The 20,964-nt window shown below is 45.7% G+C and carries 13 protein-coding genes; 9 read left to right on the forward strand and 4 right to left on the reverse strand.

The genetic code is table 11. The features are described 5' to 3' along the window. Window positions 1-31: 31 nt before the first annotated feature. Together LYZ37_RS18225 and LYZ37_RS18230 are read right to left on the reverse strand one after the other, a co-directional pair. Window positions 32-2,197: a heparinase II/III domain-containing protein gene (locus tag LYZ37_RS18225; RefSeq protein WP_272788248.1), complete on the reverse strand. Its 2,166-nt coding sequence runs from the start codon at window positions 2,195-2,197 to the stop codon at window positions 32-34. A gap of 2 nt (window positions 2,198-2,199) precedes the next feature. Further along, window positions 2,200-4,368: a heparinase II/III domain-containing protein gene (locus LYZ37_RS18230; protein WP_272788249.1), complete on the reverse strand. Its 2,169-nt coding sequence runs from the start codon at window positions 4,366-4,368 to the stop codon at window positions 2,200-2,202. A 403-nt stretch (window positions 4,369-4,771) separates the two neighbouring features. On the opposite strand from LYZ37_RS18230, the gene LYZ37_RS18235 reads away from it, so the two are divergent. From LYZ37_RS18235 to LYZ37_RS18250, 4 genes are all read left to right on the forward strand, one after another. After that, window positions 4,772-5,107, forward strand: a complete 336-nt coding sequence (locus tag LYZ37_RS18235) for a cupin domain-containing protein (RefSeq protein ID WP_272788250.1) — start codon at window positions 4,772-4,774, stop codon at window positions 5,105-5,107. A 34-nt stretch (window positions 5,108-5,141) separates the two neighbouring features. Further along, the gene (locus tag LYZ37_RS18240; RefSeq protein WP_272788251.1) at window positions 5,142-6,074 is read left to right on the forward strand and encodes a sugar kinase; all 933 of its coding nucleotides are present in this window, start codon (window positions 5,142-5,144) and stop codon (window positions 6,072-6,074) included. 80 nt (window positions 6,075-6,154) lie between these two features. Further along, window positions 6,155-6,778 (forward strand): bifunctional 4-hydroxy-2-oxoglutarate aldolase/2-dehydro-3-deoxy-phosphogluconate aldolase, encoded by a 624-nt coding sequence (locus LYZ37_RS18245; protein ID WP_272788252.1) that lies wholly within the window; start codon window positions 6,155-6,157, stop codon window positions 6,776-6,778. Between the two features lie 350 nt (window positions 6,779-7,128). After that, on the forward strand, window positions 7,129-8,886 hold the full coding sequence (locus tag LYZ37_RS18250; protein WP_272788253.1) for a sodium:solute symporter family transporter: 1,758 nt from the start codon (window positions 7,129-7,131) through the stop codon (window positions 8,884-8,886). 798 nt (window positions 8,887-9,684) lie between these two features. Here LYZ37_RS18250 and LYZ37_RS18255 read toward each other — a convergent pair. Continuing rightward, window positions 9,685-10,602, reverse strand: coding sequence for an NAD(P)-dependent oxidoreductase (locus tag LYZ37_RS18255; RefSeq protein ID WP_272788385.1), 918 nt, complete (start codon window positions 10,600-10,602; stop codon window positions 9,685-9,687). 482 nt (window positions 10,603-11,084) lie between these two features. Between LYZ37_RS18255 and LYZ37_RS18260 the strand changes: the two genes are divergently transcribed. From LYZ37_RS18260 to LYZ37_RS18280, 5 genes are all read left to right on the forward strand, one after another. After that, window positions 11,085-11,849 (forward strand): ABC transporter ATP-binding protein, encoded by a 765-nt coding sequence (locus tag LYZ37_RS18260; RefSeq protein WP_272788254.1) that lies wholly within the window; start codon window positions 11,085-11,087, stop codon window positions 11,847-11,849. Next, on the forward strand, window positions 11,843-12,724 hold the full coding sequence (locus LYZ37_RS18265; RefSeq protein WP_272788255.1) for an ABC transporter substrate-binding protein: 882 nt from the start codon (window positions 11,843-11,845) through the stop codon (window positions 12,722-12,724). The genes LYZ37_RS18260 and LYZ37_RS18265 overlap by 7 nt, the downstream gene beginning before the upstream one ends. Then, window positions 12,721-14,697, forward strand: a complete 1,977-nt coding sequence (fhuB, locus tag LYZ37_RS18270; protein WP_272788256.1) for a Fe(3+)-hydroxamate ABC transporter permease FhuB — start codon at window positions 12,721-12,723, stop codon at window positions 14,695-14,697. Before LYZ37_RS18265 ends, fhuB begins: the two co-directional genes overlap by 4 nt. 97 nt (window positions 14,698-14,794) lie before the next feature. Continuing rightward, window positions 14,795-17,035, forward strand: a complete 2,241-nt coding sequence (locus tag LYZ37_RS18275; protein ID WP_272788257.1) for a TonB-dependent siderophore receptor — start codon at window positions 14,795-14,797, stop codon at window positions 17,033-17,035. A gap of 156 nt (window positions 17,036-17,191) precedes the next feature. Continuing rightward, window positions 17,192-17,605, forward strand: coding sequence for a GFA family protein (locus LYZ37_RS18280; RefSeq protein WP_272788258.1), 414 nt, complete (start codon window positions 17,192-17,194; stop codon window positions 17,603-17,605). A gap of 44 nt (window positions 17,606-17,649) precedes the next feature. On the opposite strand, the gene LYZ37_RS18285 is transcribed toward LYZ37_RS18280, so the two are convergent. Further along, a complete protein-coding gene (locus LYZ37_RS18285; protein WP_272788259.1) occupies window positions 17,650-20,907 on the reverse strand; it encodes a response regulator in 3,258 nt (1,085 codons plus the stop codon). Window positions 20,908-20,964 lie beyond the last annotated feature (57 nt).

A 20,964-nucleotide genomic window follows, 5' to 3' on the forward strand; every position in this document is an offset into this window, starting at 1 on the left:
AGTTCCCGATTTTTACATTAATTACTACAGATTAAAGTAGCGCGAACGCACCTTCCCATGAGTAACGTTCTTCACCAAACTCGACGCTATGAGTCGCGTTTTGCTGGCTTTCATCTAAGTTACAAATACCGACGTGGTATGTGTTACCAGAAGTGGTTTTAATGCAAACGACTGTGCCAACCTCGTTGTTGCCGACAACCGCCACAGACTCAACCAGACCACGAGCGCCAACCGATGCTTCGATAGACTCGTTGAAGTAACCGTGTGTTTCCAGTACAGAAGCAAACACATGGTTCTGACCAGACTGACGTAGAATCAGTGCAGGTTCACTCTTGAGGTTGAAGTCAGGATCGTTAGCGCCAGTGCGAGCAAAGTAAACTTCGCTCTCTTTGGTTACGCTCGTTACCAGAGAGTAGTAACTGCTGTCGTGTAGCCAGCTTACTAGAGAGCTCGTTCTTTCTGATGAGTAAGGGACTTTACCTGAACCTACATTCCATAGGTGTTGGTAACCGTTGTCTGCGCCAAGAGGACGTAGCGTGCTTTCAACTTGGTAGTCGAAGTCAGTACGAATGATTTGACCAGAGTAGTGGACTGGCAAGTCATATTGGTGCTCTTGGTCAGCTTCGATACGGTATACGTCAATCACAAGCGGCTTTTCGAATTCTGGTAATTCAGCCAGAATGATGCTGCGCTGCATATCGACGCCGTCGTAGTAACCTGAGATACGACCGCTCATACCTTGCAGTTTCTCATCATCAGCTTTAAAGAAGTGCTTAGAGCCGTAACGTGATTCTGCTAGTGCGGTATCGAAGTTGTTCTGGGTCTTTTGGTCAACCGTTACCGTGTTGTGACATACCGTCTGCTTACAGTAAGACTTGTTCTCTGGAATGTAACGGCCACCAAATTTAGGCTCTACATTTACCCAACGACCAAAGCCGTAATCGTGCAGCACTTCGTGACCACGGTTAAACACGCTTAGGTGTAGACCGTCGTAGTGACCGTGATCCAGTGCTGAATGGTACTGGTGGTCTGAGCCGTGTTGACCAAACCAAATCAGCGCCATTGTGTCGTCGTTTTGCTCATCACGGTGACGTAGGATGCTCACGCCGCCTTTTTCACCTTCAGGGCCGTCAGTAACGAATAGGCTACCCCAGTTGAACGGTTTGATTTCGTCTGCTGCGTTTACAGCATCAGAGAGTGTTTTACCTGAGATATGAACCCACACGTCCTGCTGGTGGTCTGCCATGCCAAGCAGCGTTTCAGATTGCTCGTAACGGTGGAAACATACCGATGTTGCCATGATTACGCCTTCATCGTTGATTGAAATCGTTTTAGACGAATCGTTCAACGCAGGCAGTGTACCGTCTGGGAATGCGGTCTTAAATACAGCGTAAGACGTTGTTTTGATGACTGAGTCGTTGAATTCGTAAATACCAAGCTCAGGCTGACGACGTTCAATCGCTTCTGCGAACAGGTAGATTGGACGTAGCGAGAAACGGTGGTAGTAAGGACCTTCCATGTAGTAGCCATCTGGCGAGAACAGTTGGTCTAGCTGAGCTAGGAAACCGCCGCTGACTTTGTCCAGTTTCAAGCCGTAAAGCGCTTTGTCTACCGCTTCTTGATCGTTAATAGCGTAACCACAGATACCTACTGCTGCTACTGCCCACAGACCGTGGTTGTGTACGATGTCGAAGTCGTGGCCGTAAGTGACAACGAACAGCTCAATCATTTGTTTGAACAGGTCGTTTTCAATCAGTGTTTTTTGCTCTTCTTCCAACGTATGGTAAATGCAGCTGTACGCACAAGACGCGTATAGCATCCACATGTTCTCGTTAAGAGTTTGGTGGAAGATCTTACCTGGAGGGTTGGAGTCGCGGCTAGTGTTGCTTTCTAGCGTCGGGTAAACCTTCGCGTAGGCTGTTAGCATGTCCACGATGTAATCGCGGTACTTCTGTTCCCCAGTGATAAGGAATAGGCGACCCGCTAAGTCAATGTGGATGTAGTTTTGCTTGTGGCGGTTATGTTCGTAACCGCCGCCTTCGCCGTGACCTGGGACTTCAATACCAACCTCGGCCATGTAAGCGTCAGTTTGTTTGATGTCTCGTGCTAATGCTTTTCCTAATAGGCTATCCGTGCCAAGTGACTTTTTAAGCTCCGCTGCTTCGTCAAAGTTGAGTAGAAGTGGTTGATAGCTCATTGTTATTTCTCCTGCTCGAATGCTTCAGTAACCTCTAGCGAGTAGAAGCCATTCCAGCTATACGTTTTGCCATTAATCTCGACGTTGTGTTCTGTTTGGTCGTCAGCGCCTAGCACATTGCTGATCATGACAGTTACCAGTGACTTGTCAGTAGTGATTTCTACGACGCTGCCAACGGCGTTGTAACCCACGACGCGGATATCTTTCACCTGACCACGTGCATTCACAGACTGCTCAAACTCTTCGTTGAAGTAGCCGTGCGTTTCTAGCACAGAAGCAAACAGTATTGATTCGCCTTTGCTGCGTAAGATGAATGCCGGTTCGCTACGTAGGTTAAAGCTTGGGTCATTGGCGCCCGTGCGAGTGAAGATCACTTCATTATCGCCGTTCTGCTTCGCGCTACTGCTTGTGCCTAACCAAGTGTAGTAGGTGTTGTTTTGTAGCCAGCTAACCAGCGCCGTATCTTGCACCTTGCCGCTCGCGACTTTCCAAAGGTGTTGGTAACCGAAGTTTTCACCAAGCGTGTTCAGTTCACCAAAACTTTGGTAATCGAAGTTAGTACGTACGATTTGACCATCGTATTGATGAGAGTAGTCGTACTGATGCTCGCCTTCACCTTCGATGCGGTAAAGGTCTAGCAATAGCGGAGCTTCTAGTTCATCTAGGCTGAGCATGAACACGCTGCGCTGCATGTCAGTATTAGGGTAGTGGTCGTTGGCAAATGCACTCATACCATTGATTTTAGTGCCTTCTACTTTGAAGAAGTGAGGCAAACCGTGTACTGAATCTGCGCGTTCGACATCGAAGCCATTCTGACATTGTTCATCAATGGTTATTGCGTTGTGTGCGATAGTTTGACGTGCATACGATTTGTTTTCGTCTAGGTAACGACCACCGAATTTAGGCTCTACGTTGACCCAGCGACAGAAGCCGTATTCGCGCAGTACTTCTTGACCACGATTGAAGAAGGTAATGCCAAGCGTATCGAAGTTACCATGACCCATGCCGTGTTGGCCGTAGTTCATCACAAGCTGTGACACGTCACCGGTTTTATCTTGCATACGGATAAAACCTTGCGCACCGTTGTTGCCGTCTGGGCCTTCGTTAAGCTCAACACTAGGCCAGAAAGGCATACCGATATCACGGTCAGCAGTTGCTTCATCATAAGCTTGAGAAAGCTTTAAACCACAAGGGTGCATCCAAACTGCATTTTGGATTTTCGCCATGCCCAGAATGTTGTCATCCAAACCATAGTGTTTGCTGTAAACGCTCACTGCAACTTGAACGCCCATGTCAGTTATGCTCATGGTACGAGATGCGTCGTTTAGGGCAGGGAATTCACCATTCGGGTACGCCGTTGCCAGCATCGCTTGTACTGTGTTGCCAATCACTTTGTCTTTGTAGTTGTAGATGTCTACTTCAGGCATGTGACGGTGAATAACCTCAGCAAAGACACAAGTAGGGCGAATGGCGTAACGGTGGTAGTACGGACCTTCCATGTAGTAGCCAGAAGGAGCGAACAACTGTGAGATTTGCGCTAGGAAACCACCAGTGTCATTGCGATCTTGACCGTATACCGACATCTCTAGATATTCAGGTTTACCAATAGCAAGACCACACACGCCAACAGCGGCAACGGCCCAAATGCCGTGGTTGTGAATACGGTCGAAATCGTGAGCGTATTTCACTGTGAACATGTCTAACATTGGTTCAAAGATACGTTCAACAACCGCAGCGCGCTCTTGCTCTGTCATCACTGATGCCACGCAAGAGTAGGCTAAGCTAGTAAACATTAACCAACAGTGTTCATTTAGGATCTGGTGGAAAAGACGGCCTGTTGGGTTGGTGTTTTTCTGTACGTGGAAATCAAAAGTTAGGTATTTCTCTGCGTAGATCGCGAGAAGATCTTTAACAAACTGTGCGTACTTTTGTTCTTGAGTAATCAAGAACAAACGACCCGCTAAGTTCATGTAAGTGTAGTTTTGTTTATGGCGGTTGTGCTCGTAGCCACCAGCTTCGCCGTGACCTGGTACGTCTAGAGGCAGACGCATGAATGCTTCAAGTTCCTTGCGATTCGCTTCGATGGACTTACCCATCAAGCTCGGCTTTCCGACTTCCTTTCTTAATAGTTCGACTTCTGCTTCAGTCAACAAAATCGGTTGTGTAGTCATTTTTTCCCACCCTCGGATGAAGTGTGTTGTTTTCGTAAGCTTTCTATAAAGTAATACAATATTAGGTTTGATTGTAGTTTTTGTGGCAAAAAGAGAGATTGAAGTCACGTGAAATGTCTTAAGTGGCTGATTTTTAATAATTGAAAATTGTTCTTAATCACGTATTACTCCATTGTGACCATTGCTATCTAGCCTTTTGGCTGCGATCGGATTTGATGGATATCACATAAATTTAGATATATTGTATGACAAATGATTTAAATCGGATATGCTCGTTACCAATTCGATAGGCAACCCTTTCGCTTCTGTTTTTTCTTTCATCAGTCGGGCATATTTCCGCTGAGATTGTTAGAAAGGAACGCAATTGAGGTCGCTTCAATAGAAATCTTTTAGGAGTATGACGATGAATTCTTTCTTTGTATTAGATGAGAACCCGTGGGAAGAGCTAGGCGGCGGTATCAAACGTAAAATTGTTGCTTACACAGATGACCTAATGGCGGTTCACCTATGCTTTGACAAAGGTGCGGTAGGTGCTCCACATACACATGAGATTCACGATCAAATTGGTTACGTTGTGCGTGGCAGCTTTGAAGCAGAAATCGAAGGTGAAAAGAAAGTACTGAAAGAGGGCGATGCTTACTTTGCTCGTAAACATATGATGCACGGCGCTGTTGCACTAGAGCAAGACAGCATCCTCCTCGATATCTTCAATCCAGCTCGTGAAGATTTCTTAAAATAATGGTTAGCGCAACCTCAGTTGCTAAGGTGACAGTATGAAATCATTAAATATCGCGATCATTGGCGAATGTATGGTTGAGCTACAGAAAAAGGAAGGTCAGCTGCGTCAGTCATTCGGAGGTGACACGTTGAATACCGCTCTTTACCTATCCCGTTTGACCAAAGCTCATGATATCAAAACCAGCTATGTAACGGCTCTGGGGAACGATCCTTTTAGTCAAGAAATGCTTTCAGCATGGCAAGAAGAGGGCATCGATACTAGCTTAGTTCTGACAGCTGAAGGTAAACAACCGGGTATTTACTACATCGAAACTGATGAGACAGGCGAGCGTTACTTCCATTACTGGCGCAATGAGTCGGCGGCGAAGTTCTTGTTTGAGCAAAATGACTCACCGGCATTAGTTGATAAGCTCTACTCCTACGATGCGGTCTACCTCAGTGGTATTACCCTAGCAATACTGACTGAAGAGGGTAAGTCACAGCTGTTCGGATTTTTAGACCGTTTCAAAGCTCAAGGTGGTAAGGTTATATTCGATAACAATTACCGTCCTAAGTTATGGAGTAACAGCGACAATGCTCAGTCATGGTATCTCAAAGTCCTCAAACGTACGGATATTGCCCTTCTTACTTTTGAAGATGAGCAGCTATTGTTTGGTGACCAACACTTAGAGCAATGCGTGGAAAGAACGTCATCTCAAGGTGTTGAAGAGATCATCATTAAGCGTGGTAGTAAAGAGTGCTTAGTTGTTGCTCACGGTGACGCTCAGTATGTCGCACCCGATCACGTAGATAATGTAGTAGACACAACGGCAGCTGGAGACTCTTTTAGCGCAGGTTTCTTGGCAAAGCGCTTGACTGGCGGCAATGCAGTGGAATCTGCTTACACAGGTCACTGCATGGCAGGTTCAGTAATACAGCATAAGGGGGCGATCATCCCTCGCGATGTGATGCCGGATCTCCCTCTATAACTCTTGTATGGCCTATCAGATTTGTTCTAATAGGCCATAGTTACTCATTTAACTTAAGTTAATTACGACGAGCATACTTTATGACGACATTAAACGAACAATTAGCAAACCTAAAAGTCATTCCGGTTATTGCAATCAACAAAGCTGAAGATGCAATCCCTCTAGGCCGCACTTTGGTAGAAAATGGTATGCCTTGTGCAGAAATTACCTTCCGCACAGAGTGTGCTGCAGAAGCGATTCGTGCAATGCGCGACGAGTTCCCTGATATGCTGATTGGTGCAGGTACTATCTTGACTAATGAGCAAGTAGATCAAGCCATTGAAGCGGGTGTCGACTTTATCGTAAGCCCTGGCTTTAACCCACGCACGGTGCAGTATTGTCTAGACAAAAATGTACCAATCGTACCTGGTGTAAACAATCCAAGCCTTGTCGAGCAAGCGATGGAAATGGGTCTGCGTACACTTAAGTTTTTCCCTGCTGAACCGTCGGGCGGAGTCGGCATGCTTAAAGCTCTAACAGCGGTTTACCCAGTTAAGTTTATGCCAACGGGTGGTGTGAGCTTAGGTAACGTTGACGAGTATCTATCTATTCCTTCAGTGCTGGCATGTGGAGGTACTTGGATGGTGCCAACTAAACTTATCGATGATGGTAAGTGGGACGAGCTAGGTAAGCTTGTTCGCGATGCCGTGGCACATGTAGCCTAAGTACCAAAAACTCAAACAAAGCGATTATACAATGATTAGAGCGAGCCCAGTGGCTCGCTTTTTCTGTTTTAATAGAGGTGAGTTGCGACTAGTTGCGCACAGCCAAGAAAATTATCCCATAATCTAATGGATTTTTAATATATTATTTGTATTACAATAGTGTGGGGTGTTAAGTGTGTGAATCATCCCGTGTAAGTTCAACAATGCAAGATTAGTAAAGGATTAGAGCTGTTTTTTAAGTAGAATAACTTATGTTTTAGATCACAGTAAAAGCATATTGTAGTACAAATAAAATGTTAATCGGAGTAATCTAGGCAGTAGAAAATGATCAAACTCGAAAGGCTGAAAAAATGACTATTGATACTTTTGTTGTTCTTGCCTACTTCTTCTTTTTAGTAGCGATTGGTTGGATGTTCCGTAAGTTCACAACGTCAACCAGTGACTACTTCCGAGGGGGCGGTAAGATGTTATGGTGGATGGTAGGTGCTACCGCCTTCATGACGCAATTTTCAGCATGGACGTTTACAGGTGCCGCAGGACGCGCGTTCAACGACGGTTTCGTTGTTGTAATCCTATTCTTAGCCAACGCATTTGGCTACTTCTTAAACTACCTCTACTTTGCTCCAAAATTCCGCCAGCTACGTGTCGTTACGGCTATTGAAGCTATTCGCCAGCGTTTTGGTAAAACATCAGAGCAATTCTTCACTTGGGCTGGTATGCCCGATAGCTTAATCTCTGCGGGCATCTGGCTCAACGGCTTAGCTATCTTCGTTGCGGCGGTGTTCAATATTCCAATGGAAGCGACCATCATCGTAACAGGTTTGGTTCTGATGCTAATGGCTGTAACAGGCGGCTCTTGGGCGGTAGTGGCTTCTGACTTCATGCAGATGCTGGTTATCATGGCGGTCACCATTACTTGTGCGGTCGCGGCTTACTTCCACGGTGGTGGTATCGGCAACATAGTGTCGAACTTCCATGGCGATTTCGTGCTTGGTAACAATCTGAACTATATCAGCATCTTTGTACTGTGGGTCGTGTTCATCTTTGTTAAGCAATTTGGTGTAATGAACAACAGCATTAACGCTTACCGTTACCTATGTGCAAAAGACAGTGAAAACGCGCGTAAAGCTGCGGGTCTTGCTTGTGTACTAATGATTATTGGCCCTATCATTTGGTTCCTACCACCTTGGTACGTGGCGGCATTTATGCCAGATTTTGCCGAGCAGTATGGCTCAGTAGGTGGTGATGCGGCTTACCTAGCATTCGTACAAAACGTTATGCCAGCGGGTATGGTTGGTCTTCTGATGTCAGCGATGTTTGCGGCAACGATGTCATCGATGGACTCTGGCCTAAACCGTAATGCGGGCATCTTCGTGATGAACTTCTACAGCCCAATTGTACGACCTCAAGCGTCGCAGAAAGAGTTGGTCATCATCAGTAAACTGACCACGATCATGATGGGTTTCATTATTATCGGTATTGGTCTGTTTATTAACTCTCTACGTCACTTGAGCTTGTTCGATATCGTCCTTAATGTCGGCGCGTTAATTGGTTTCCCGATGTTGATTCCTGTACTACTTGGTATGTGGATTCGTAGAACACCAGACTGGGCTGGTTGGGCAACACTGATTGTTGGTGGTTTGGTTTCTTACATCTTTGGTATCTCTCTACAAGCAGAAGACGTAGAGCGTATCTTCGGACTAGAGCAATCTTTAACAGGACGTGAGTGGGCGGATCTGAAAGTTGGTCTAAGCTTGGCAGCGCATGTTGTCTTCACCGGTGGTTTCTTCCTGCTAACAACACGTTTCTATAAAGGTTTAACGCCAGAGCGTGAGAAAGAAGTCGACCAACTGTTCGAGAACTGGAATACGCCACTAGTGGCTGACAGTGAAGAGCAACAAAACCTAGATACAAAACAGCGTAGCATGCTTGGTAAGCTTATTAGTGTTGCTGGCTTCGGTATCCTAGCGATGGCTCTGATTCCAAATGAGCCGACAGGTCGATTACTGTTTATCCTGTGTGGTGCGATTGTTCTTTCGGTTGGCGTTCTATTGGTGAACGCAGCACGAGGACCTAAAAGCCCAAAGTTGGCTAACGCGAAAAGCTAACATCTGATACGAATTATAACCCCTGCCTAAATTAAATCCCACGGTCTCACCACCGTGGGATTTTTCTATGTGCCTATCTTATACCGACCTAAGCAAGTCTCTTGCTGCTGAGTTATCTAAGCAGTGATAGAGCCAGATTGGTATCAATGCAGTTCGTTGACTGATTTCTATCGCTCAAGCGTTAGGCTTAAACCTTAGCTAGTGCAGCCACTCGTAGAGTCCCAAACCTTCTAAAGCTGGAAACCCATTAATGACTGCAAAGTCACATTCATCAACAGGCTAGATTTCGTAAGGTTGCATGGATGTATAGCCTTGTTTTAGTCACAACACGTCAGTGACAGCGCAATAGAATGTGCTATGGTTTACGGCTTGGGTAGGGCTGGCAAAGTAACCTAACCTTGTAGAAGTGGCTTGGTTTGCAGATTCTCTACATAGTGTTACGAGCTAATTTCAAGGTATTGCGTTAGGTAGATGAGACTAGGTTAGCGAGTCGCCCATTGTTGATGTTGCTTGGGGGAAACCTTGTCGCTATGGTGCAAAGAATGGAAGTTACTAGCTACTATGGGCAAGGATAAGCTTGTGGGCGAAAGGTGCGACTTTCACGCTAATACCCGCCTGTAGGTAGTCAAACGTCTTTGGGTACTCTACCAGTCACTCGCTTTCAGCGTGTGCCTGTATAGGTCGATGTTGAGTGAGGTAGTTAGTGTAGGGAACAGAAAGAGAGATAAGCAGAGACAGCGGGAAATAAAAAAGCCTTGTTAGTCGTAACAAGGCTTGATTGAAGAGCTTAAGCGAGGATTATGCTTGTAGCTCTGCGAAGTAGTCAAAGATCACTGGTACGTCGTTGTTACCTAGGCCTTTTTCAACCGCAGCTTGAAGGCTCTTAGAAGTACCTTGAGCGATTAAAGATTCAGTACCTAGCTCTTCACAAAGTGCTAGGAAGTAACCTAGATCTTTGTTTGCGTTGTTGATAGAGAAACCTAGCTTCTCTTCACCGTCTACAGCGTAAAACTTACAGAACTGCATGAATGGAGAGTTAGAAGGTCCTGCAGACATAATGTCGAACAGTTGCTGACCATCAACGCCCGCTTGCTTAGCGACAGCGAATGCTTGAGACATAGTGGCTACAGTCGTCATGCCCATAAAGTTGTTTACTAGCTTAGTCACGTGACCAGAGCCAAGAGCACCAAGGTGGAACACGTTTTCGCCTTGCTCGTCGAGTACTGGTTTCACTTTGTTGAAAGTGTCGATGTCGCCAGCAGCCATGATGTTTAGTAGACCATCTTTAGCGTGTGCAGGAGTACGACCAAGCGGTGCGTCGATCATGCCAGCGCCTTTTTCAGCAAGCGCAGCACCGATCTTCTTAGTTGATGCAGGGATTGAAGTACCAAAATCAATCAGTGTCGCGCCTGGTTTAATACCCGCAAGGATACCTTGTTCGCCGTACACAACTTCCTCAACAACTTCAGATGTTGTTAGGCATAGCATTACGATGTCTGAATTTTCTGCAAGTTCCTTTGCTGTTGTTGGGGCTTTCGCACCACGAGCGACACAAGCGGCAACTGCTTCTGCGTTAAGATCCATTACATTTAGCTCGTAACCGCGATTTTGTAGGTTTTCAACCATGTTGCCACCCATTAGGCCTAGGCCGATGAATCCAATAACAGGTTTAGTCATGTCTTGCTCCAAATATCTTATTGTATGATTAATTGGCATCATCATAATAACCCACTCCCGAATTTGCAATGGTAAAAATCAAAGAAACAATCTTCATACTTGGATTTGAGAGGTTGGTAGTGTTTTTGGCCGAGAAGTATAGGCACTAGTGGTGCTGAACAAGATCGCGTAGGGAGAGAGTTCGGCGCTTTATTTCTGAACTTTTATTGGATACTTATCAAAATGCAATGCCTTATAAGTAATACAATATTGCTGTGTTTTGAAATGATGGCTTCGACGGTTTGCGAACGTAAACAACCAAGTATCTTGTTCAAACTTACGTTTAGCTTGCGGTGGTAATCTGGACTCTAGTCGTTGTGGCGTGACATTTTATTTGTCGGGTACGACTCGCCCTAAGTCACATAAATGCAAATGAAAATGGTTTGCATTTATAAAGTTGCTGTTATATAAATTCCGCCTTGTTAATCAATCGTGTTCTATTGATTAACCGTATGTAATCAAGAAAGTTCAAGGGATAAGATATGCTCGAAGCGAGAAACCTGGCCTTTAGCGTTGGTGACAGAGCGTTGCTGGTGGATTTTGATATGAGTTTTGAACCGGGCAAGATATACGCACTTGTCGGCCATAATGGCTCAGGTAAATCGACGCTACTTAAACTCCTTGCCCAACAACAAAAATCAACCGATGGGGATGTCGTGTTGCAGGGAAAATCCGTCTCTCAATGGTCTGATAAAAAATTCGCTCAGCAAATTGCTTATCTTCCCCAACATCTACCGCCAACAGACAGTTTATCGGGCAAAGATCTAGTCAGTTTTGGTCGCTACCCATGGCACGGCTTACTTGGGCGTTTAACTCGCCAAGACAAGCAGCATATAGAACAAGCCATGCAAATGACCGATACCACCAAGTATGCAGATCGCCTTGTGGATACCTTGTCGGGGGGTGAACGGCAGCGAGTTTGGTTAGCCATGCTATTGGCGCAAAGAACACAATATTTACTCCTTGATGAACCTTTGTCAGCGCTAGATATCGCTCATCAAGTTGAAATGCTCGAACTGATAAAAAAGCTCGCGACTGAGCTTGAGTTGGGCGTATTAATCGTGATTCACGATATTAATATGGCGGCGCGCTTTTGCGATCATATTGTCGCGCTGCATAGCGGAAAGATGATTGCGCAAGGTTCGGTATCGGAAGTTTTCACTGAACCTCAATTGCACGATATCTACGGAATCAAAATGCAGATCACCGATCATGCGGCAGGTTATCCGGTGGCAATGCCATGTTAGGTTTTAAATTAATGGCTTCTCTTTGCTTGCTAGCGCTCTCGGTGGCATCACCTACATTGGCGGAAGATAAGCATTCAGATACCCAGTTGCGCGTTATGTCGATTGACTGGTCTCAAACGGAAACCATGATTGCTCTAGGTATCACGCCAGTTGCGTCTGCACAGCAATCTGATTACAACGATTGGGTCAGAAGCCCTAAGATTCCTGCTGAAACGGTCGATGTAGGCCTGAGAACTCAGCCTAATCTTGAAAGGCTTTCAGAATTAGAGCTAGACACAATTTTCCTTTCTCCGAGATTCTCTTCTCTCGAAACTCAACTTTCTCGCATTGCACCAGTAAAAATTCTTGGCTTATACAAGGTCGGAGAGGTGAACTGGGATGCCGTAACCGACTTTACTCGTCGTATGGCAAAACAAGTGAAGGCAGAGAGCCAAGCCGAACAGTTGATCGCCGATAGTGAGCAAGAGTTAAATACACTTAAGGGTAAACTACCCGCTGAGCTTGCTCCGGTGTTACTTGTTCAGTTTATGGATACCAAACATGTACGCGTGTTTGGAGAGAACAGCATTTACAAAGTGGCGTTGAATCAACTTGGCATTCAAAACGCTTGGGACAAAGAAACCAATGCGTGGGGCTTCAATTTAACGGGCATTGATAAGTTACAGGGTATCGCAGGGCAGATTGTGGTTATCGAGCCGTTGCCTGCAGGCGTTAAAGAGCATCTAGCACAAGATCAATACTGGCAATATTTGGTTAAGCAAACCGGTTACCCTTCATTATTGGTAGAGCCGACTTGGAGCTTTGGCGGTTTACCTTCAGCGCTTCGCTTTGCCAATCTGATAACCGCAGCATTGACTGAAGAGGAAACACAATGAGAATTCTGTCCCTAAGTCTTGTTGCGATACTTGCGGCATTTATGCTGACAATCGTTGGATTCCAATTAAACGCATCAGGCAATTTTTCTGCGGGTATTAGCAGTTTGTTTCAAGCGGATTGGATGTCGCCAGAATCCGTTAAGCTTCACCTAACCTGGTGGCCTAGATTCTTTACTACATTAATTTCTGGCGCTGCATTAGCCGCGGCTGGGGTTTTGATGCAACAGGTACTGCGCAACCCACTTGCCTCTCCTTCAACGTTAGGCGTTGCGAGTGGCGCAAGTTTTGCGCTGATGCTGGCAACCTTGTATGCCCCATGGTTGCTGACTTTTTCCAAGTCTCTTATCGCACTGGTTGGTGGTGTCGGTACGATGGCCTTGGTGTTTGCACTATCTTGGCGTCGTGCTTTATCGCCCACCGTCGTCGTTGTTTCAGGCCTAGTCATCAATCTCTATTTTGGAGCGGTTAGTACCGTTCTTCTGATGATGAACCAAGACAAGCTAGCGGGTTTAATGATTTGGGGGGCGGGGTCGCTTGTCCAGACTGGATGGGCAGATATCGCCTACCTTGCGCCAAGATTAGCGTTGGTGATCGGCATCTCTTTCTTATTCGTTAAGCCGTTAACTCTTTTGGAGCTATCTGAAGAGGGCGCTAAGAGTCTAGGTGTTTCCTTGGCGAAATTGCGGGTTATTTGTCTTGGCTTAGCTGTACTACTCACTTCTTGGGTGGTCGCAAAGGTTGGTGTAATAGGTTTTGTTGGATTGGCGGCACCGGCTATTACTCGTGCAACCGGTGTCCATCGCTTAGTACCCAAACTTATCGTTTCTATGCTGCTAGGTGGTTTACTACTGACATTAACCGATTTACTTATTCAGCAGCTTCCGGGCATCGCCGCAATGATTATTCCGACTGGTGCAGCCACAGCAGCACTTGGTGCCCCTTTATTGCTTTGGCTGTTGCCTAGGTTATCAATGCGCAGTCAAACCCAGACGCAAACAGTGATGACGCGCCATAGTGCGCAAGTAAAATCACTTAATCGTAATGCGATTGCCTTGGTCGCGATTCTACTGCCGATCGCTTTGTTTGTTTTTAGTACCACTTCGATTCAGAGTACAGGTTGGCAATGGTTAGTCTCCTCTGGTGAGTGGAACTTATTAGAATGGCGATGGACGAGATTAGTCGCTGCAGCGTTAGCTGGGGTTATGCTGGCTTGCGCGGGAACGGTAATCCAAAGGTTAAGCGGTAACCCAATGGCAAGTCCTGAAGTGATAGGTATCAGTTCTGGTACGGCTTTGGGATTAATCATCGCAATGTTCTCTGGTATTGGCGTGAGCTTAATCGGGCTGTACATAGGTGGTTTGTTAGGCGCTTTGGCCTCTCTGTCTGTGATTGTTTTGCTTAACCGCAAGTCGGGCTTTCAGCCTGAGCGTGTTTTGCTGACAGGTGTTGCTATTACTGCGCTTATGAATGCCGTGCAAAGCTTTGTTTTGGCGGGGGGAGATCCTCGCAGCTATCAAGTATTAGCGTGGCTTTCTGGCTCAACCTATTACGTTACTGAAGCAACACTTATTCCATTGGCTGTCGCCGCTATTGTGCTAGTCGGATTGAGTTTTGTCACTGCTCGATGGTTAGATGTTCTCCCACTGGGTGAGGCTAGTTCACGTGCGCTCGGAGTTAAGGTAGGGCAGGCAAGAGGCTTATTATTACTGCTTGTTGCCTTATTGACAGTGAGTGCGACTTTGGTGGTTGGCCCTCTGAGTTTCATTGGCTTGATGGCTCCTCATTTAGCGCGTCTGTTCGGGTTTAGTCGAGCCCGTGAACATCTTATCTGTTCGGCACTTGTCGGCATGGGCTTAATGCTACTTGCGGATTGGCTAGGTCGTCAGATGTTATATCCACAAGAAATTCCCGCAGGCTTAGTGGCATCGCTGATTGGTGGTATGTACCTGATGTGGGGACTTCGTAGACTCTAAAATCGATTTGGGGGAATGATGCTCATCTTCCCCTCTATTTCAATATTCATTGATAATGATAATCACAATAAAACACATAAATGTTTAGGAGAAAGATATGAAGCCGCAGTTTATGCTGAGCCCAGCTTGCTTAGCAGTCACGCTTGCCTTGTCTGTTGGAGTCGCTAATGCAGCGGAAGACGAAACGGTAGTGGTTGTTGGTCAGCAACATGAAAGCTCGGTAGGGCCCGATTTCAGTTATCTAGGACAAAAGAGTCGTACCGCGACCAAAACAGATTTAGCTATTCATGAAACACCTCGCGCAGTTTCTGTTGTCACACGAGAGCAAATGGATGACCGAGCGTCTATCAGTATCTCGGATGCACTTCAGTACACTCCAGGTATTCAAACTAACCATTACGGTGATGACAACAAACAAGATTGGTTTGTTGTGCGAGGTTTCGCCCAAGCGGGGACGGGTCTTTATCAAGATGGTACACGCCTTTACTCTGCTGGCTTTTACAGTTGGCAAATTGACCCGTTTGGTTTAGAGCGAGTTGAAATTCTGCGTGGCCCAGCCTCAGTACTCTATGGACAAAACCCACCAGGCGGTTTGATCAATACGGTAAGTAAACGCCCGCAGTTTGACGGTGGCTCTGGTCAGGTCGCGTTAGAGTATGGCTCGTTTGATAGAAAGCAAATTAGCCTAGATGTAAACCGAGAGATCAATGAAGACGTTGCGTTTCGCTTGGTTGCCATGGGACGTAAGAACGGTACAAAAGTCGACAATGTTGATGCAGAGCGCATTTTAATTGCCCCTTCTTTAGCATGGAACATTAGCGACAAGACGAACATTACCTTGTTAACCAGTTATCAGAAAGATGATTCAAAGCCGTATTTGCAATTCTTGCCTGTTGAAGGCACGTTGACGCCTAATAAAAATGGTCAGATTCCTGATAATTTAGCTATCGGCAATCCGGATTGGGAAAAATTTGAACGTGAACAACTCTCAGTGGGCTATGAGTTTGAACATCAATTCAATGACTCTTTAAGCTTTGGTCAATCAACGCGCTATAGCCGTATGGATATTGATTTACGCCAGATGTACTTCTCAATGTATGCTGCTGATGCGCCTACCATACAAACTCAGATGGGTCCGGTTAACTTAGGGCAAGTCTTAGATCCAACAAGCTCGCGACAAACGATTGTGAGAAATGCGACGACGGATAAAGGTCACTCAGATGCGTTCAATATTGATAACCGTCTTGTGTATAAATTCCGTACGGGCGCCGTGCAACACAAGCTCTTAACAGGTATCGATTACCAACAAATCAAGATTGATAGCCAAGATTATTCAGCTGATCCGACTGTAGCTGATGGAAATGGCACAACGGCTTTAGGTACCGCGGATCCGACGTTCAACATGTTTAATCCGACGTACACAAATAACGTAGTACTGCTGCATCCGAAAACACTCCAGCCGTTAACGGATGCTGATCTAGAAACGACGATTACCAAAAACCGTCAAGTTGGTTTTTATCTGCAAGATCAAATGCGAGTTAATGATTGGGTCGTGCAAGCCGGCGTGCGTTACGATGATACATCTAATGAGCAACGTAACCAGACAACTGGTACAGCGTATGAAGCTGATTACCAAGAATGGACTTCAAGTGCTGGTGTCGCGTATGTCATGAGCAATGGCTTTACGCCTTATGCTAACTACGCGCAATCTTTTGAACCACAAATCCGTTCTGTAACCAATCAACCAGCGAAGCCAGAGCGTGGGGAGTCGTTTGAAATTGGTTTGAAGTATCAGCCTAGAAGCTTTGATGGTTACTTTAATCTGTCTGTTTATGACGCCGCTAAGACGGATGTGGTTCAAGTCGATGGTTCAGATATTAAGCAAGTGGGTGAGATCCGTAACCGAGGTATTGAACTTGAAGCCGTTGCCAATGTCACTCAATCTCTAACTCTGATCGGTAACATCACTCATCTTGATTCTGAAATCAAAGATGACAAAGACAAGTCGCTTGTTGGTAAAACGCCGCAGCAAGTAGCGGACACGCTAGCCTCGGCTTGGGCTAAGTACCAGTTCTTTGGTGGCGCCCTTAACGGTCTAAGTGTTGGCGGTGGTGTTCGTTATACAGGTGATACTTATGCGGGCAACGACAATAGCAAAAAAGTCTCCGCTTATACGCTTTATGATGCGACGGTGAGTTACCGTTTCCAAGACTATAAGTTCCAAGTGGCAGCGAAAAACATCTTTGACAAACAGTACATCTCAACATGTACAAGCAATCACTGGTGCTACTATGGCGATCGCCGCAACGTTATTGCTAGCTTAAGTTACGATTGGTAACGACGGCTACTCAACACCTCACTCATTAGAGTGAGGTGTTGTTTTTTGGTTAACTACTGAGCAAACGACTCTGGTTGGCAGTCCGCTAGAAATTCTTTTACTATGATTCACAGAGGTCAATGTTAACTATGTGAACCGTCGTAAAAGGAAGTGCTAATGAGTTACCTAGTAGAAGGCTCTTGTCAGTGTGGACAAGTGTCATACAAATTAAACCAACCACCTAAAATGGTCATTGCGTGCCATTGTATAGAATGCCAAAAGCTATCAACGGCTCCATTCAGTGTTACTGCGGTAGTCGGTACCGAAGATATTGAATTTGATGGTGAACTAAAAGAGTGGCAGCGTCTGGCGGAGAGTGGCAACAAAAACTACGCCAAATTTTGCCCTGAATGTGGCAACAGAGTCTATCATTTCAACCCTGACGATCAGTCAACCCTTAAGCTTAAGCTAAAAGCCAGTACACCAACCAATCATGATGTTTTTGAACCAACGGTACATGTTTGGGTGAGTGAGAAACAAGACTGGTATCAGTTGCCAGACGGTGTGAAAGCTTTCGATAAACAGCCTTAATGATATAAGAGCTACGGCTTTAAGTAACCTTTAAGGGCTTTGCATTATAGCTGGGTCGGTGGGCTAGCGATAATATCGCGTTCAAGCAGATACAATCGTAGCCTTTCGGCCTCATCTTTACTCTGATTGAGACTTTCGGACAGCTCAGTCCAATTCTTCTGTATTGCTGTTTTACAAATGACATCAAATGTGTCGGCTAAGTTTGTTGCTCCAGCCGATTGTGCAGAGCCCTTAGCGGCATGAGCGATTTGTTGTAAGTTGAGTTCGTCTTTTTCCGTTAAAGCGCGTTCTGCTGAACTCAAGTCTTCTGCTACCGATTGCCAATAACCTTTTAAAATAGGAGCGATGATACTGGAATCGGTTGTACCAAGAATGACTTTTAAAGACTGCATGCAAATTGGGGAACTGGCTAACTCTTCTTGAGCTGCGAGTCTATTCGCCTCTTCAACAGCAGTAGAAAGTTTGAGCCACTTATCGATCGATAAACCAAGCTTTTTAAGTTCGACCGGTTTAGTTAGGTATTCATCCATGCCGCAAGTAATACATTGTTCCGACACTTCCTTCATCGCATTGGCTGTAATGGCGACGATAGGGATATGCCCACGCGTTTTATCCAATGCCTCTTGCTGGCGAATCTGACGGGTCAGCTCGTATCCATCCATTACTGGCATGTGGCAGTCGGTGATCACGAGTTGATACTGGTGGCTATTCCACATTTGCAGCGCTTCTTGACCGTTGTTAGCTAGGTGGCAGTCAAATCCAAGATGCTTGAGTTGACGTTGTAATACCTCGCGATTGGTCTCTTGATCGTCAACGACAAGAATCAGTTCACTGCGCTCATCATAAGTGGGTAACGCATCACAAGAGTTATCGGCTAGTTTTGCATCAGGGCTGATCAGTCCTTTGACTACTGCAATCGCAGTGGTTAACTCGCTAGGTTTAAAGGGACTGCAATTCATTACGTAGGTGCTGTTGTTGACGAACTCCGTTTTTACCTTTGGATCTGAGGTAAATAGGATCAGTTTATTGCTGTCTATTTGTTCTTGTTCTACCGATGACAGCTTACCGTCTATGTAGCTTTGGTAAATATCTGGCCCAAAGATCACTACATCGACTTTGATTTCCGTTTTCTGGGCGTGATTGAGTACGGTAATGGCGCGTTGGACTGATGAGACAAAGTGGACTTTGCAATTGTAGTTCGACAGGTTGATGTCGCAAAACGTGATGACATCTTGTTCGCCTGAAACCAGAAGAACGCGCGTTCCTTGAATGTAGTCAGCGGTTGGGTCTTGTGGAGGTGACTCTACTTGAATAAAAGGCAGTTCTAGGGTGAATCTGCTGCCAACTCCTAGCTGGCTTTCAACATTAATGCAGCCGCCCATCAAGTCTAGTAACGACTGAGTGATAGAGAGGCCGAGTCCGGTGCCGCCATATAAACGAGTCGTACTAGTATCACCTTGAGTAAAGGCTTTAAATAGTCCTTTTTGTTGTTCTTCACTCATCCCAATACCGTTATCTTCAATCATGAGGTCGATACAAGGAGCAATGCCGTTAGAGCCAAGTGAAGCAGACAACCACACCTTACCTTTTTGTCCGGAGGTGGTGTCAGTAAATTTGATGGCGTTAGAAAGCAAGTTAAGCACGACTTGATTAACGCGAACACTGTCGCTCATGATCACTTTTGGCAACTGTGGATCATAGGTCAAATAGAGTTCAATGTTCTTGTTGTGCGCTTGCAAATGTAATACATCTAGCGAGCGTTCTAGTAAGTTTTGCAACTCGACTGGGGCACTTTCAAGCGACATTTGCCCAGCTTCAATTTTTGAGAAGTCCAAAATGTCATTAATGATGTGAAGCAACGTTAAAGCCGACTCGTGGATCGTTGAAACCATAGACCGCTGTTCACCATCAAGTTCACTTTCATTGAGTAAGCCGAGCATGCCAACAACGCCGTTCATTGGGGTTCTGATTTCATGGCTCATGGTGGCTAGAAACATCGATTTTGCTGCGTTGGCTTCTTGAGCAATCTCAGTTTCACGTTGCAATATGGCTTGGGCGTTTTTTTCTTTGCTGATATCTATATTGACACCACTCATGCCAACGGGGTGGTTATCTTGTTCAGAGAAAATCACATCTGCGGTCGCTTTTATCCATCGTATTTCGTCATCGGGCAACAAAATACGAAACTCTGCGTCGAACTGGCTTAAGTTGTCTTTTGCAGATGTGAGAGCTTGTTCAGCGATGTCGACATCATCGGGGTGAACCCTTTCTTGCCACATCGCATAGTTATTCTGGCAAGACTCTTTATCAACCCCATAGATATCATACATTCGAGCATCCCAGGTGACTTCGTTAGTGGCGAAGTCCCAGCTCCAAATGCCGATTCCGCCAGCCTGAGTGGCTAAGTTTAAGCTTTGAATGGCTTTCTCAGCTTTAGATTCGCTGCGCTTAAGCTCCTTCTTGGCATCATGCTCGGAGCTGCGGTCACGTAGCGTAAATAGAATATACTTGCACTCTTTGATCGAGATATATCGGGTTGTCGCAGATAGGGAGAGGACTTCATTCTCACGGTGAACATAGAAGAATCGGTTAAGTGAGACTTCTTGATAGACTGGAACCGTATTGAGCTGCTCTTCAATGAGTCCTAGCTTTGCCTCACCGATTAATCCTGTCACTTCAAGCCCGATCAGATCTTCCTTTTGATGGCAGAATAGACTTAAAGCCGAGTCGTTAGCATTGACGATCTGGCCTTTATGGTCGAGTAGCAATATAGGGTCGACGGCCTGATCGAAAATAACGCCCATTTGCAGCTCATGTTCGTTGATCCGCTGTTTCTGATTCTCCACCATCTCTTGTAATTGGCGATTGCTCGTGCGAAGTGCAGCTTTTGCCAACTGTACTTCTGATATATCGGTATTGGTAATCACTAAATAATTAAGGGTGCCATCTGCTCTCAGCATTGGCTGAACATCGACTTTAACCCATGTCATTGAGTTGCCTGGTCGAATGATAAAGCTCGAACTTTCTTCGTTATCAGCTCCAAGCATGAGTTTGTGTAAATCAGAACTGGAAAGGAAAGGAGAGAAGAATTGTTTGATGCTCTGACCAACAACAGAACTTGGCTTGCAGTTATACAACTCACCAAAGGCGGGATTGGCATAAAAGATAGAATGAGAGCCCCGTACACCGTCACAGATGAATATTCCTTCCGGCAAGACATCTAACACGCTCTTTTTTATTTCGTCGGCAGCAGGTCCTTGTTGCTCCCTTTTGTTCAGGAGTGAGGAAAACGGATTCTTCATGGGGCCAACCTTGGTCTCTTAATTCTCGTCCATGAGCTGATATTTTTATGTGCTCTA

It is taken from the genome of Vibrio tubiashii (assembly GCF_028551255.1).
GTDB classification, from domain to species: Bacteria; Pseudomonadota; Gammaproteobacteria; order Enterobacterales; family Vibrionaceae; genus Vibrio; species Vibrio tubiashii_B.